The 15,056-nt window shown below is 61.6% G+C and carries 13 protein-coding genes and 1 riboswitch; of the genes, 4 read left to right on the top strand and 9 right to left on the bottom strand.

The features are described from left to right. Nucleotides 1-47 precede the first annotated feature (47 nt). Genes VGF98_13465 through VGF98_13455 form a run of 3 tightly spaced genes read right to left on the bottom strand, consistent with a single transcriptional unit; the run spans nucleotide 48 to nucleotide 3,669 of the window. Nucleotides 48-1,310: a PQQ-binding-like beta-propeller repeat protein gene (locus VGF98_13465; protein HEY1682647.1), complete on the bottom strand. Its 1,263-nt coding sequence runs from the start codon at nucleotides 1,308-1,310 to the stop codon at nucleotides 48-50. Nucleotides 1,311-1,336: 26 nt separating this feature from the next. Next, nucleotides 1,337-2,449: a zinc-dependent alcohol dehydrogenase family protein gene (locus VGF98_13460; GenBank protein HEY1682646.1), complete on the bottom strand. Its 1,113-nt coding sequence runs from the start codon at nucleotides 2,447-2,449 to the stop codon at nucleotides 1,337-1,339. Then, the gene (locus VGF98_13455) at nucleotides 2,344-3,669 is read right to left on the bottom strand and encodes a sugar porter family MFS transporter (GenBank protein HEY1682645.1); all 1,326 of its coding nucleotides are present in this window, start codon (nucleotides 3,667-3,669) and stop codon (nucleotides 2,344-2,346) included. The genes VGF98_13460 and VGF98_13455 overlap by 106 nt, the downstream gene beginning before the upstream one ends. Before the next feature lie 54 nt (nucleotides 3,670-3,723). Here VGF98_13455 and VGF98_13450 point away from each other — a divergent pair, with 54 nt between their 5' ends. Continuing rightward, nucleotides 3,724-4,548 carry a serine hydrolase gene (locus VGF98_13450; protein ID HEY1682644.1) on the top strand — a complete coding sequence of 275 codons (825 nt, stop codon included), beginning with the start codon at nucleotides 3,724-3,726 and terminating at the stop codon, nucleotides 4,546-4,548. On the opposite strand, the gene VGF98_13445 is transcribed toward VGF98_13450, so the two are convergent. After that, nucleotides 4,545-5,765, bottom strand: a complete 1,221-nt coding sequence (locus VGF98_13445; GenBank protein HEY1682643.1) for a S8 family serine peptidase — start codon at nucleotides 5,763-5,765, stop codon at nucleotides 4,545-4,547. The genes VGF98_13450 and VGF98_13445 overlap by 4 nt on opposite strands. After that, nucleotides 5,762-5,938 carry a hypothetical protein gene (locus VGF98_13440; GenBank protein HEY1682642.1) on the bottom strand — a complete coding sequence of 59 codons (177 nt, stop codon included), beginning with the start codon at nucleotides 5,936-5,938 and terminating at the stop codon, nucleotides 5,762-5,764. The genes VGF98_13445 and VGF98_13440 overlap by 4 nt, the downstream gene beginning before the upstream one ends. A gap of 71 nt (nucleotides 5,939-6,009) precedes the next feature. Between VGF98_13440 and VGF98_13435 the strand changes: the two genes are divergently transcribed. Beyond that, entirely contained in the window at nucleotides 6,010-6,654 is a 645-nt protein-coding gene (locus VGF98_13435; GenBank protein ID HEY1682641.1) for a lytic transglycosylase domain-containing protein, read from the top strand. On the opposite strand, the gene VGF98_13430 is transcribed toward VGF98_13435, so the two are convergent. Beyond that, complete coding sequence (locus tag VGF98_13430) at nucleotides 6,651-7,175, bottom strand: HAD family hydrolase (GenBank protein ID HEY1682640.1); 525 nt, start codon at nucleotides 7,173-7,175, stop codon at nucleotides 6,651-6,653. The genes VGF98_13435 and VGF98_13430 overlap by 4 nt on opposite strands. Continuing rightward, complete coding sequence (gene thiC / locus VGF98_13425) at nucleotides 7,129-8,790, bottom strand: phosphomethylpyrimidine synthase ThiC (protein HEY1682639.1); 1,662 nt, start codon at nucleotides 8,788-8,790, stop codon at nucleotides 7,129-7,131. The genes VGF98_13430 and thiC overlap by 47 nt, the downstream gene beginning before the upstream one ends. Next, nucleotides 8,780-8,885: riboswitch (TPP riboswitch) on the bottom strand. (Overlaps the previous gene by 11 nt.) Nucleotides 8,886-8,936: 51 nt before the next feature. Here thiC and aceE point away from each other — a divergent pair. Together aceE and aceF are read left to right on the top strand one after the other, a co-directional pair. Further along, nucleotides 8,937-11,597 carry a pyruvate dehydrogenase (acetyl-transferring), homodimeric type gene (gene aceE, locus VGF98_13420; protein HEY1682638.1) on the top strand — a complete coding sequence of 887 codons (2,661 nt, stop codon included), beginning with the start codon at nucleotides 8,937-8,939 and terminating at the stop codon, nucleotides 11,595-11,597. Between the two features lie 13 nt (nucleotides 11,598-11,610). Beyond that, nucleotides 11,611-12,906: a dihydrolipoyllysine-residue acetyltransferase gene (gene aceF / locus VGF98_13415; GenBank protein HEY1682637.1), complete on the top strand. Its 1,296-nt coding sequence runs from the start codon at nucleotides 11,611-11,613 to the stop codon at nucleotides 12,904-12,906. A 12-nt stretch (nucleotides 12,907-12,918) separates the two neighbouring features. On the opposite strand, the gene VGF98_13410 is transcribed toward aceF, so the two are convergent. After that, entirely contained in the window at nucleotides 12,919-13,947 is a 1,029-nt protein-coding gene (locus tag VGF98_13410) for a hypothetical protein (protein HEY1682636.1), read from the bottom strand. A 12-nt stretch (nucleotides 13,948-13,959) separates the two neighbouring features. Continuing rightward, a complete protein-coding gene (locus VGF98_13405) occupies nucleotides 13,960-14,997 on the bottom strand; it encodes a hypothetical protein (GenBank protein ID HEY1682635.1) in 1,038 nt (345 codons plus the stop codon). Nucleotides 14,998-15,056 lie beyond the last annotated feature (59 nt).

Below are 15,056 nucleotides of genomic sequence, written 5' to 3'. Positions count from 1 at the left end.
ATGAGCGACGAACAGAACGCGTTGGGGCGAGTTTAACGTCGACGCCGTCACAATTCACCGAGCGGTATGGCTCGAACGGCGTCGCTCTGCGGCACGAACATTGTACGACCGACGATGATCGGGGGCGCCGAAGTAAAAGGCTCGTCGAAGGCCCAGGCGCGCAGCGTTTTGCCGGTGCGCGAATCGAACGAATACAACACACCGGTTGTGTCTCCCACGTAGACGTGGCCGTTCCGTACCAACGGGCTCATTTTTACCGGCCCGCTCGTCCGCGCCGACCAAACGACTCTGCCATCGGCGGCACGCAATGCGACCAGCCGATTCGTCGACGGCAGCGACTGGTAGAGCGTTTGGTTCGCATAGGTGCCGGCGATCGCGCGTTCGTTCGTGCCGACTGCGGAATAAAACCCATCGCCACCGAGATACCGCCACCGCAACGCTCCCGTGATGGAGCTGAGGGCGACGACGTCGTTGTAGCCGATCGCTTCGCGCGGCCCGATCGGTCCGTCTTTCACGCCCTCAACGAACAAATCGGCACCAAAAACGGTCGGCGTGCAATCGGAATTTCCGAACGGTGCGGACCAGATGCGCCTTCCCGAGCGCCAGTCGAGTGCGACGGTCTGGCTTCCCCACGTTCCAAAATGGTGTGCTTCGTCTTTCGTCGTCACGAAGTACGCGAGGTTCTGGGATATCACTGCCGACGCCATCGAAACGTGGCCGGGAAGCGGCACTTTCCATATCGGCCGTCCGGTCGCGGCCCGCACTGCCGTTGCGAAGCCGTCGCCCGTGGCGAACACGAGAACTCCGTCACGATACGCCGCCGAGGGCATGGCCTCACCAACGGTTGCATACGACCAAACCAACCGCCCATTATCGGCCCGAAATGCATACCAGTGGTTTCCGCGCCGGCGCCCCCAGATGGGAGTCCCGTTCGAACCGGTCACTATCGCGTTCGTGCCCGAGCCGACGAACACCAGACCTTCGGCGACGATCGGGGTCGACATCAACACATCATCGCCGCGAGCTTTCCAGAGAAGCCGGCCGTCGCGCGGCGCGATCGCCAGCAGTTCTTTGCCGAAGTCGACCGCGAAGAGCCGCTCGCCGTCGTATGCCAAGCCGCCGTTGATCTTGCTGTGCACTTGCAGCGTCCATCGCACGGGCCCCAAAGAGTCCGGTACGACCGCGTTATGGGTCGAATCCATTTGATAGGTCGTCCACATACGCTCAGAAGCGAGCGGTGCCGGCTGCGAGCCACATCCGTCCAGCGTGAGCGCCGCCATACAACACGCCAGCGTCACGCGTCTTTTCATAGACATGTTCCTCGACACGTTCCACATCACGTTCCCCAATACATTACCGCCGAACCATCGAGCCCGTCGTCTGCGATCGCCTCGAGCGCGCGCGAAGCGTCGCGCAATTCGAACTGCGCGACCTGCGGGACGATGGCGATTTCCGCCGCCAGTTTTAGAAAGTCGCGGGCGTCGTCGCGCGTCATGTTGGCGACGCTGCGAATTTGCCGCTCGCCCCAAAGTAGCGAGTCGTAATCGAACGACGGTATGCGGTCGAGATGGATCGCGTTGATTGCGACGACGCCGCCCTTGCGCAACGACGATAAGGCGGCGATGACGACATCGCCCGACGGCGCAAATGTGATCGCGCGGTCGAGCCGGACCGGCGGACGGTCGAGGGCATCGCCTACCCAATCGGCGCCGAGCTTGCGTGCGAATGCGCGATGATTCTCTCCGCGCGTTGCGACGTACGTTTCGCAGCCCCACGATTGCAGCACGGGTAACGTGAGATGTGCCGAGGAGCCGAATCCGAACAATCCGACGCGCTCGCCACGTTCCACGCCGGCGACGCGCAGCGCGCGATACCCGATGATTCCGGCGCACAGAAGCGGCGCGGCGCGCAAATCGTCCAAACCCTCGGGCAGCTCCAACGCGAAATCCGCTCGAACGCACGCCAGCTCTGCGTATCCACCATCGCGATCGTAGCCGGTAAACACCGGTGCATCGCACAGATTCTCCCGTCCCGCCAAACACTGTTCGCACGTACCGTCGACGCCACCGACCCACGAGACGCCGGCACGCCGTCCGATACGAGATGCATCGACGCCGTCGCCCACGGCTTCGATCGTTCCGACGATCTGATGGCCCGGCACCACCGACGGACGATGCGGCGCGAGTTCGGCATTGGCGATGTTCAAATCGGTACGACAGACGCCGCACGCGCGCACGCGCAGAAGCAACTCGCCCGGCGCCGGGCGAGGATCGGGGCGTTCTTCAACGCGGAGGCGGCCGGGTGCATCTTCGGCGTAGCGGACGAGGCGATCACAATACTTGGTTACGCGCGGCGGACGCGAATCTGTTCCAGCAGCTCGCGTTTGGTTTCCGGAACGGTGCGCCAGACGAAAACGATCGTGATCACGCAGACGGCAGCATACGTCCAAAACGTTGCCGAGCGTCCCAAATGCTCGACCATCGTCAAGAAAAACTGCGATACGAGAAAGTTCCCGACCCAGTTAGCCAGCGTCGAGATCGACATGCCGATCCCACGAACCCGCAACGGAAAGATCTCCGAGATCAGCAGCCACACGATCGGGCCGAGGCTAAACGCGAAGCATCCGACATACACCATCATCGCGGTCAATGCGACGTCGGCGGTCGCGCCCGCCGGATGCGTTCCGGCGAACGCCAATCCGAGCGCTGTCAAGGCTAACGTCATGCCTGCCAGGCCGATGTAGAGCAGCGGTTTACGCCCCAATCGATCGACGAAGAAAATCGCCACTAGCGTCAGCACGACGTTGACGGTGCCGACCAGCGCCTGCGCCAAAATCGACGCCGATGCCGATCCGACTCCCGCCATCTGAAAAATCTGCGGGCCGTAGTAGATGACGGCGTTGATGCCGGTAATTTGTTGCAAAACCGCCAGCCCGACCCCGACGAACAGCGCGAAGCGGACCGACGGACCGAACAACGCAGCGATGCCGCCGCCGGTCGTTTTGAGACTGTCGGCGATCAACCGTTCTTCTTCGGTCGCTTGAGCCGGCGTGTCGGCAATGCGCGCGAGTTCCTCACGCGCGGCGCGATCGCGGCCGATCTTGAATAGATAGCGTGGCGATTCGGGCAGCACGATCATTCCGACGATCAGGATCAACGACGGGACGACCGCGCATCCGAGCATCCAACGCCATGCGCCCGAATGCGCGAACGCATAGTCGACGATGTATGCCGCCAGAATGCCGACCGTGATCGCGAACTGATACAAGGAGACGAGCGCACCGCGCACCGATGCCGGCGCGACCTCGGAGATGTACAACGGCGCGACGACCGAGCTGAAGCCGATCCCGATGCCGACGATCAGACGTCCGAACAACAGCATGTTTTCGGTTGGCGCCAACGCCGAGACCAATGCGCCAACCAAAAAGACCACTCCGGCGAGTAACAGCGTCCGGCGTCGACCGATCGCGTCGGCCAGCGCTCCGGTAACCGCCGATCCGGCGATGCAGCCGAGCAGCACCACGCTGATGGTGAACTCTTGGGCGCGCGTATCGAGCGTGAAATCTCGCGTGATAAAGAGAATCGCGCCGGAGATTACGCCCGTGTCGTAGCCGAATAATAATCCGCCGAGTGCCGCGACGGATGCGACCAGCAGAACGTACGGCCTCATCTAAGCGGCAGTTGCGGTTGTGTCGCGAACGCTCCTCCCGGTGGTGAACCCTTAATGGATACCGATGCGGCCCTCGAATACGCGCAACGGCACCGGCTCGAAGCCTTGGTGGTACGACGCGGTGCAGACGTCGTCGCGCAAGCATACGGCGACGGATTCTCACTCGACACACCACACAAGCTGTTCAGCGGCACCAAGAGTTTTTGGGGCGTGGCGGCAACGGTCGCGCAGCGTGAAGGCATTCTGAACCTCGACGAACCGGTGTGCGAAACGATCGAAGCGTGGCGCGACGATCCGTGGAAGCGGCGGGTGACGCCGCGAATGCTGCTGACGTTGACGGCCGGTCACGCCTTCGGCGGTTTGGGCTCGGCCGTTCCAACCTATGACCGTGCGTTGGAGATGCCGCTAGCGAACGAACCCGGCAGCACGTTCACCTACACCGGCATATCGCTGCAAGTCTTCGGAGCCGTCTTTACGCATGCGCTGCGCGCGCTCGACGTGACGCCGCACGAGTACTTGCGGCAACGCGTCTTACAACCGGCAAACGCCGAAGTCGCCACTTGGCGCAGCCTATCCGATGGGACGCAACCGCTGCCGACCGGCGCCTCGATGAGCGCCGCGGCATGGTCGAATTACGGGCGCTACGTGCTCGAGCGCTACGATGCGTTTGCCGATTGTTTTAACGGCACGGCCGCCAACCCGCGCTATGGCCTCGGCTGGTGGCTCGACGCACCCGCCGGCGGCGCGGCGGTTATTCCCTATGCAAGCGGATCGGGCGGTCAAGGCCTATATTTGCTCGCGCCGTCCGATGCCGCGGTGGTGCACTTCGGCGCCGGCGGGTCGTACAAACACGACGCAATGCTGCGCCGGTTACGCTAGAACGCCTTCAATCCGTTCGGCGTTCCGTTGCCGGTCGGCCCATCGTAGCCCGGACCCGCATCGCAGATATACGTGCCGCAGTCGCCGTTGTCGCCGGTCACGACGTCGTTGAGATCGGCGGCATTGGTATACAACGATTGCGCGTAGGTTAACGACTTTTCGTTGGCGGCGAGCGCGTAAATGCCGGCGACGATCGGGCTGGCCACACTCGTGCCGCCGTAGATCACCCAACCCGGCGCTTTGTACGAATCGTACACGGCCACGCCGGTACCGGGGTCGGCCACCGCCGACACGTCGGTTTCGGTGCGTCCGGTACAACCGGTATCGAGCTGCCACGACGGCTTCTTCACCAACACGTTACATTCGCTGGTCGATCCGCGCCACGCGGTTTCGCTCCATCCACGAGCATTGGTCGCGCTACGCAACGCCGTGCCGCCGACCGAGACGACGGTCGACAACGAATCGGGAACGGTAGCGCGTTTGGAATAACCGGTGTCGCCGCTCGCGACCGTGATGATGTGTCCGGGGTGATCGAACGCTTTGTCGTACGGAGATTTTCCGTAATAACCCCAACTGTTGCTGACGACGTCGGCGCCGAGCGCGATCGCCGTATCTTCGCCCTTGTTGCCGGACGTGCGGGCTTCGACCAGGAGGATATGGCATTGCGGACACACGGCCGAGGCCATCTCGATGTCGATCGCAATCTCCCCGGCCCAACCACCACTGGGCTTGGGGTAATGCGATTGTTTGCCGTCCTGATTCACTTTGCGAAAACAACCGTTTTCCGTGGTGCACGGCGGCAAACCGTATTCTGCGCGATACACCGCGAGATCCGATTCGGCATTCGGATCGTCGTAGAAGTCGACCAGCGCGACCGTCTGTCCGCTTCCGCCTTTCGACGGCAGGTTATATGCCGAACGAAAATCTTTCGGACCGTATCCCGCGGGCTTCTGGCCGGCCGGCAGCATTTGTCCGGCCGCGCCGGCGACGTCGGTGCGCAGCAACGCGTAGCATTGCGGATCGCCCGGAATGCTGGTGTCCGGAACCGGACAGGCTGCAGCGACGTTCGTCGCGCCGTTATATTGGACGAGGCCGAGGGGCTGGTGCGTGGTTTGCGATTGAACGATCTGCTGCACCGGCATCACCGGCGCGGTTTGCGATGCGCAGGCGGCTAGCGCGAGAACGGCCAGCGCGGCTGGGATGGTCGATGCCTTCATGGTTGGGAGCTTCGACCGCCGGTCTGGGTGTGCCCGGCTGCCTTGTAGTGCGGCACGTTGACGTAATACGCCCACAACTCCGAGACGCCGATGGCGAGGCACATTGCAACGAAGGCCACTATGGAAAAGATGGTCAAGAAGCGCCGGCGGCGGTTGGGGGTCGAACTGCTCACCCCTACCCTTTTTCCACAGGGCGGTGCCTTCCCGGGGAGGCCGGATAGGCGGTGGCCCGAACCCAGAGGCGATGCTCAGGTCTCGTGCCCTGCGGATAGCGGCGTTGTCTGCTGCCGTGTTCGGATGTTTTTGCCGGCCGGGAATGGCGGCACAACCGCCGGTCAAACCCACCCCCGCGACCGTGGCCGTCTATGCGCGGATGCTGCACCGGATTAATCCGCAGCTGCCGCGCTGGCAAAGCCGCGATCTCGCCCGCCGGGTCCTCACCAGTGCCGAACGTTGGCGCCTCGACGCAAACATGCTGGTAGCCGTCGTAACCGTCGAGTCACGCTGGCATACCCACGCCGTATCGCGAGCCGGAGCGATCGGCTTAGGCCAACTGATGCCCGGCACGGCCGCCGTGCTCGGCGTCAACCCATCCAACCCAGGGCAAAATCTCTCCGGCGCCGCGCGCTATCTCGCCGGGCTGATGGAGCGATTCGGACCCAGCCATTTCGATCTCGTGTTCGCGGCGTATAATGCCGGTCCGAAAGCCGTGACCGATTACGGCGGCATCCCACCCTTCGATGAGACGCAAAATTACGTCGTCCGCGTGATGAACGCGTGGAAAGAAATCGCTAAGACCGTGCGCCTTCCGCTGCAAACGCTCGCGATCGCACACGCACCCGACGTCGATTATTGGCTCGACGGATCGGCGACCGCTTCGGTTCGCTAGCCCAGTCGTTCTTGTAGAATTCGATCGACGGCCGCGGGAAGTTCTCGCGGCCCTTGTATTTTTAGCGGGATCGCGCCGGCACGCACGGCGGCTTCGACATCGCTATCGCGATCGCCGATCACCACGCAGCGTTGCGGTGCAACGTTCATCGCGCGGGCGGCGTCGAGAATCAACCTCGGCTGCGGTTTGCGACAGTCGCAGCCGTCCTCCGGAGCGTGCGGACAGAGAAAGAAACCGGCGAACGGTCCGAGCAGTTGGTCGACGCGGCGATTGACCGCGTCGACCTGCTCGAGCGTGATATATCCGCGGCCGACGCCGCTTTGATTGCTCACGACCGCCAGCGGCAAGCCTGCCGCCCGTAACCGGTCGAGCGCCGCACGCACGTCCGGTTCGGCGGTAACGCGATCGGGATCGCCGTTGAACGGAACGTCGACGATCAACGTTTCGTCGCGGTCGAACACGACCGCGGCGACGTCACGAAACCGGGACGTAAACGTCCGAGCCGAGCTCGGCGAACTCACGCGATTTTTCTTCCATGCCGCGTTGAGCGAACTCGCGCACCTCTTGCGTGATCTTCATCGAACAGAAATGCGGGCCGCACATCGAGCAGAAGTGCGCGACTTTGGCGCCGGCCGACGGCAGCGTTTCGTCATGAAACTCGCGCGCCGTTTCGGGATCGAGCGACAGATCGAACTGATCTTCCCAGCGAAACTCGAAGCGTGCCTTCGACAATACATCGTCCCAATGACGGGCGCGCGGATGGTTCTTTGCAAGGTCGGCTGCATGCGCCGCGATTTTATATGCGATCACACCGTCCTTGACGTCTTTTTTGTTCGGCAAGCCTAGGTGTTCTTTGGGTGTGACGTAGCACAGCATCGCCGTGCCAAACCAGCCGATCATGGCCGCACCGATGGCGCTGGTAATGTGATCGTAACCCGGCGCGATGTCGGTAACGAGCGGGCCGAGCGTGTAGAACGGCGCCTCGCCGCACACCTCGAGCTGCTTCTCCATGTTTTCTTTGATCAGGTGCATCGGTACGTGCCCGGGGCCTTCGATCATCGTCTGCACGTCGTGCTTCCACGCGATTTTCGTCAGTTCGCCGAGCGTTTCGAGCTCGCCGAATTGCGCGGCATCGTTGGCATCGGCGGTGCAGCCGGGCCGCAAGCCGTCGCCCAGCGAGAACGCGACGTCGTAGGCTTTCATGATCTCGCAGATATCTTCGAAATGTTCGTACAAGAAGTTCTCGCGGTGATGCGAGAGGCACCACTTGGCCATGATGGATCCACCGCGCGACACGATGCCGGTAACGCGCTCCGCCGTCAGCGGCACGTAGCGCAACAGCACGCCGGCGTGAATCGTGAAATAGTCGACGCCCTGTTCGGCCTGCTCGATCAACGTGTCGGCGAACAGTTCCCACGTCAGGTCTTCGGCTTTTCCGCCGACTTTCTCGAGCGCTTGATAAATCGGCACGGTTCCGATCGGTACCGGTGAGTTGCGCAGAATCCACTCGCGCGTCTCGTGAATGTTCTTGCCGGTCGATAGATCCATCACCGTGTCGGCGCCCCAACGCGTCGCCCACGTCATTTTCTCGACCTCTTCGTCGATCGACGAACTCACGGCCGAGTTGCCGATATTGGCGTTGATCTTCACCAGAAAGTTCCGGCCGATGATCATCGGTTCGCTTTCGGGATGATTGACGTTCGACGGAATGATCGCGCGGCCGCGGGCGACTTCCTCGCGCACGATCTGCGGATCCATGCCCTCGCGAATCGCGATGAACTCCATCTCGGGCGTCACCTCGCCGCGACGCGCGTAGTGCATCTGCGACACGTTCTGCCCGGATTTGGCTCGTCGAACGATCGCGCGGTGTGGAAAACGCACCTCGTCGAGTTGCGGCATGGCCTCGCGGCCGCGCCGGTAGGTCGACGTCGGTCGTGCTAGCACTTCGGTGTCGCCGCGCCCCTCGATCCAACGCTCGCGTAACGGGCGCAGGCCGCCGCGAATATCGTCGAACGGCGTGGCGTCCGAATACGGTCCGCTGGTGTCGTATACCGTGTGCGACGTTCCGTCGGTCAGCGCAATTTCGCGCATGGGTACCCGAATCGAGGGGTCGCTGCCCTGGACGTAGACTTTCATGGTTCCTCCCTTCGCCGGCATTACCCGGATCAGGTGCTTGCGGTCGGCATCGTGCCCTCTCAGCCCGTCGTCTGCGAGCTCCCGCTGCCCCGACGCTTAGACGCGTCGCAAGGGATTGCCCCTAGGCGCGCAAAGGGTTGCCAACGATGACGAGCTTCGCCACCGATCCCGATCCGATTGAAACGCAAGAATGGCTCGACGCGATGCGCGGCGTCTTAGCGGCCGAGGGCCCCGACCGCGCGCGTGAACTCATCGGCCGCCTGGTCGAAGAAGCAAATCGCGGCGGCGCGATGGTATCGCTCGGCCTCGAAACTCCGTACATCAACACGATCGACGTCGGCGACCAACCGCCGATGCCCGGCGACCGCGAACTCGAGGCGCGCCTGCGCCATTACGTTCGTTGGAATGCCTTGGCGATGGTGATCCGCGCGAACAAAGTTAGCTCGGAGCTGGGCGGCCACGTCGCCAGCTTCGCATCGGCCGCAACCCTGTACGATGTCGGCTTCAACCATTTCTTTCGCGCGCCGTCCGAGAACTTCGGTGGCGACTTAGTCTTTCTGCAGGGCCATTCCGCGCCGGGCTTCTACGCTCGCGCATTTTTGGAAGGCCGCATCGACCAAGCGCAGCTCGATCGTTTCCGTCAAGAAGTCGACGGCAACGGGCTGTCGTCGTATCCGCACCCGTGGCTCATGCCGGACTTCTGGCAGTTCCCGACGGTCTCGATGGGCCTCGGGCCGATTATGTCGATCTACCAAGCGCGCTTCATGCGTTACCTCCAAGATCGGGGACTGATCGAAACCTCCGACCGTAAGGTGTGGGCGTTCCACGGCGACGGCGAAATGGACGAACCCGAATCGCTCGGCGCCATTTCGCTGGCCGGACGCGAGAAGCTCGACAATCTGATTTGGGTGATCAACTGCAATCTGCAGCGACTCGACGGCCCGGTGCGCGGCAACGGCAAGATCATTCAAGAACTCGAACGCGTTTTTAAGGGCGCGGGCTGGAACGTCATCAAGGTGGTGTGGGGCAGCAAGTGGGATCCGCTGCTGCATCAAGACACGACCGGACGGTTGGTTAAGCTGATGACGGAGTGCGTCGACGGCGATTATCAGACGTTCAAGAGCCGTAACGGCCGCTTCGTACGCGATGCATTTTTCGGGCGCTATCCCGAGACCAAAGCGCTGGTTGCGGATTGGACCGACGACGAGATTTGGGCGTTGCAACGCGGAGGTCACGACTCGCTCAAAGTGTACGCCGCCTATCGCAAGGCGACCGAACATCGCGGGCAACCGACCGTCGTGCTCGCGATGACGGTCAAAGGCTACGGCATGGGCGCGGCCGGCGAAGCGCAGAACATCGCCCATCAAGCCAAAAAGATGGAACTCGAAGCGATGCGGGCGTTCCGCGATCGCTTCTCGATTCCGATTCCCGACAAGGATATCGAGTCGGTGCCGTTCTTCAAACCGGCCGACGACTCACCCGAAATGCAATACTTGCGCGAGCGTGTCGCCGCGCTCGGACAAGTACCGCAGCGCCGCCGCTCATCGGCATCACTTCCGGTTCCCGAGCTATCGGCGTTCGATTCTGTGTTACAAGGCACGGGCGAACGCGCGATATCCACGACGATGGCCTTCGTGCGCATCCTCAACACGATCGTTCGCGACCAAACGATCGGGCCGCGCGTAGTGCCGATCGTCGCCGACGAGTCGCGCACGTTCGGCATGGAAGGCATGTTCCGCCAACTCGGCATCTACTCGTCGGTCGGCCAGTTGTATCATCCGCAAGACGCCGAACAGTTGATGTGGTATCGCGAAGATAAGCTGGGCCAAATTCTGCAAGAAGGCATCAACGAGGCCGGAGCTTATTCGTCGTGGATCGCGGCCGGAACGTCCTACTCCACGCACAACCTGCCGATGATCCCATTCTATATCTTCTACTCGATGTTCGGCTTCCAACGCATCGGCGATCTGGCGTGGGCCGGAGGCGACAGTCGCAGCCGCGGCTTCTTGCTCGGCGCGACGTCCGGCCGCACCACGCTGAACGGCGAAGGCTTGCAGCACGAAGACGGCAGCAGCCAAGTCGCCGCGTCATTTATTCCGAACTGCGTGAGCTACGATCCGAGTTACGGGTACGAATTAGCAGTCATCATTGCCGACGGACTGCAACGTATGCTGGTCGATCAAGAAGACGTGTTCTACTACATCACGTTGCTGAACGAAAACTATCCGCAGCCGGCGATGCGCCAGGGCGCCCGCGAAGGCATTCTACGCGGAATGCATCGGATACGCGACGCCGCCGGCGACGGCAGCGGGCCGTGCGTGCAGTTGTTCGGCTCGGGCGCGATTTTGCGCGAGTCGCTGGCGGCAGCCGATCTATTGCGCGACGATTGGAACGTCGACAGCGACGTGTGGAGCGTCACGAGCTTCAACCAAATCCAGCGCGACGCCATCGACGCTCGTCGCTGGAATCTACTGCATCCCGACAAAACGCAACGCCGCTCGTTTATCGAAACGTCGCTCGATGGCCGGCGCGGCCCAGGTATCGCGGCGACCGATTATATTCATGCGTTCTCGCAGCAGATCGCTTCGTTCGCGGGACGCCCGTTCGTGACGCTCGGCACCGATGGCTACGGGCGCAGCGATTTCCGACGCAAGCTGCGTGAGTTCTTCGAGGTCAATCGCCACTTCATCGCGCTGGCCGCGCTACGTTCGTTGGCCGATGAAGGTTCGATCGACCCGGGAACCGTCGCCAAGGCGATTCGCAAATACAAGATCGATCCCGAAAAGCCCAATCCGATCACCGTTTGAGAAAGGATCAGCGTTGAGCTCAACCATCGACGTACGCGTTCCCGACATCGGCGGATTCAAAGACGTTCCGGTCATCGACGTATTGGTCAAACCGGGACAGACGATCGCCAAGGATGCCCCGCTGGTCGTACTCGAAAGCGAAAAGGCGTCGATGGAGGTTCCGTCCAGCGAGGCGGGCGTCGTCAGCGAAATTAAAGTGCGGGTCGGCGACATGGTATCGGAAGGCTCGGTGATCATCACGCTGTCGAGCGACGGCGCGTCGGCAAACGGTGCTTCGCCGGCCGCGGCGGCTCCGCAGTCGGCATCCGCTCCGGTTCCGGCGCCGGCCCCGGTACCGGCGGCTGCTCCGCAAGCGGCGGCGCCTGTGGCAGCACCCGTATCCAGTGCGCAGCGTTCGGGTGCAGCGTTGCATGCGAGCCCGGCGATTCGCCGGTTCGCGCGCGAGTTGGGTATGTTACTCGATGACTTGAGCGGCAGCGGACCGCGCGGGCGGATCACGCGCGAAGACGTGCAGTCGTTCGTCAAAACGCAACTGCAAAATCGCGGCAGTGGCGGAGGTGGCACTGGCGCCGGCCTTTCGTTGCCGCCCTGGCCGCGCATCGACTTCGCGCAGTTCGGCCCGATCGAACGCGCCCCGCTCTCGCGCATCAAGAAACTGTCGGGTCCGAACTTGCATCGCAATTGGGTCTCGGTTCCGCATATTACCAACTACGATCGCGCCGACGTCACCGATATCGAAGAGTTCCGCGCGCAAATCAATGCCGAACAGGCCAAATCGGGCGGCTCGAAACTCACGATGCTCGCGTTTCTGATCGTCGCCTCGGTAGCAGCGCTCAAACGCTTTCCCGATTTCAACGCGTCGCTCGACGGCGACGACCTGGTGCGCAAACGGTACTACAACATCGGCTTCGCGGCCGACACGCCCAACGGATTGGTCGTGCCCGTCCTCAAAGGCGCGGATTCGAAGGGCCTGGTCGACATCGCGCGTGAGACGGCAGAACTCGCGGCCAAGGCGCGCGACGGCAAGCTCGGACTCAGCGACATGCAGGGCGGAACGTTTACGATTTCGTCGATCGGCGGAATCGGCGGCACGGCGTTCACGCAAATTGTAAACGCGCCGGAAGTGGCGATTCTCGGCGCGGTGCGCACTTCGGTCGAACCGATTTGGAACGGCGAGGAGTTCGAACCGCGCACGATGCTACCGATCAGCGTAAGTTACGATCACCGCGTGATCGACGGTGCCGGCGCGGCTCGCTTCTTAGCCTATATGTCGTCGTTACTCGGCGACTTTAAGCGCGTCGCGCTGTAGTCTGCCGCGAAGTCACTTTTGCGCCGCTACCGTTCCGAGCGGCGTGTCGAAGTTGCCCGACAGGGCTGCCAATTCCGAACCACCCGGATATTTGAATACCTCACCGGCGTCGGCATACGCATCCGCGCAGTAGACGACACCCGTCGCAATCCAGGTCTGCGCGCAGTCACCGGCGCCTACGAGCGTGGTCAAGCTTTCGAGCGTCGCCTTCGTTCCCTGAATGGAATACCGGTGGATCGTGCTATCCCCTTGATCGGTGACGGCTAGATACTTTCCATCCCACTGCACGGAACCGGGAAAGTATATCGTGTCGGTAAACGCGATCCTAATCGCTGTGTTGCTGCCTTTGGGAATCTCCGCGAGCGTGATGGCATAGTTATCGTCGTAACCGTCGAAGAACAGATTGCCCTTATCATCGTAGCCGTCGAAATATTCTTTGTGTAACGGTGTGGGAATAACGGTACCGGAACCCCGGGCGTGCTTGAATATCACCATATCGCCGCTATTCGTCCCTTGCAAGATTCCGACAGCCAGATCGCCGGCGGAATTCATGGCACAGCTCGATGGAAAACTGTCCGAGTCGACGGAGAGCGATCTGACCAGTGTATCCTTGACCTTGTATTCGTCGATCTGGTTGTAGCCGGCAACGATCCAAACGATCTTCTTGCCGTAGCCGTTCAGAGCATTCGTACATCCTTGGCCGCCGACGTTCGTAACCGTGCCGACCTGTTCGACGCTCGCCGGATAGTCGAAGACGCTCGCGTAGCTCCCGTAATTGTTGATGATGTATTCAAGATTCTTTGCGCCCGCACTCGTAAGCGGGCCGAGAGGCGTTTCCAAATAATTGGCCGGCGCGCCAGCTCTCGGACGGGCGGCCGTTACCGGCCGCCCGTTTACCAATGCCATTCCGCCCGTATATTGAACGCCCGGCAAAACACTCGACGGCGCAACGAACGACGCGTTACCTCCGCCGCTGCACGCCGAGCACACGGCGACAACGACGCAGGCGCCGAGAGTTTTAACGAAGCCGAGCGTATTCACCGCAATACCCCTTTATTTCGCGGTCGCTACCGTGCCGAGCGGCAAGTCGAAGTTGCCGGTGAATACCGCGATCGGCGAACCGCCGGCCGGGTAGTTCAACACTTCACCATCGTCGAGGCCCGCGTCGCCGCAATAGACGACGTCGCCGGCGATCCAGGTCTGCGCACAATCGCTGACGCCCGTGAACGATATCGTGTCGTGCAAGATACCCTTCGATCCCTTGATCGTATAGCGGTACAGATTGTTCGCGAGCTGATCGAAGACCGTAAGGTACGTTCCATCCCATTGAACCGACCCCGGAAACTGGATCGTATTGCTAAGCGTAATCAATTTGGCCGCCTTGCTACCTTTCGGAAGCTCTGCGATCGCGAAGTTATAGCTGGGCGGCGATCCATAACCATCAAAGAACAGGTTCCCCTTGTTGTCGTACCCATCGAAAAATTCTTCGCTGAGCGGCGTTTTGATCACCGTGCCGGTGCCGGTGGCTTCTTTGAAGATCACCATAGAGCCGGAGTTCGTGCCGGCCAATATTCCGACGGCAAGATCGCCATCGGTATTCATGGCGCAGCTCGATGGGAAGCTATTTGGGTCTACCGAGAGCGATCTGACCAGTTTGTCCGGAGCGTTATACTCGCTGATTTGATCGTACGCGGCGATGATCCACACAATCTTCTTGCCGTAACCGTTCAGCACGTTCGTGCACCCCTGGCCGCCGACATTGGTAACCGTTGCGATTTGCTTGATGCTCTTCGGATAGTTGAAGACGCTGGCATAGCTGCCGTAATTGTTGATGATATAGTCGAAATTCTTCGTCTTCGCTTTCGCGGTCGGATCCAGGATAATCTCCGGATAGTGCGCCGGCGCGTTGAGATTCGGGCGTGCGGCCGTCACCGGACGTCCATTGACAAATGCCGTCCCGCCTTTGTATTGGACGCTGGGTGCGGCGTTCGATGGCGCGACCGCCGAACCGGAGCCCGCACCGCTGCACGCCGAGCATACCGCCAGTGCAACGAGGGCACTCGAGTATCTAACAAAACCAGTCGTGTTCATGACGTAACTCCCTTGAACGTTGAAACGATCGTTGAGAAAAACTTCTTTATCGGGCTACC

This window comes from Candidatus Tumulicola sp. (assembly GCA_036490475.1).
Lineage (GTDB): Bacteria > Vulcanimicrobiota > Vulcanimicrobiia > Vulcanimicrobiales > Vulcanimicrobiaceae > Tumulicola.
Note: the sequence above shows the minus strand (reverse complement) of the source record. Positions and strands in the feature narration are given on the sequence as shown.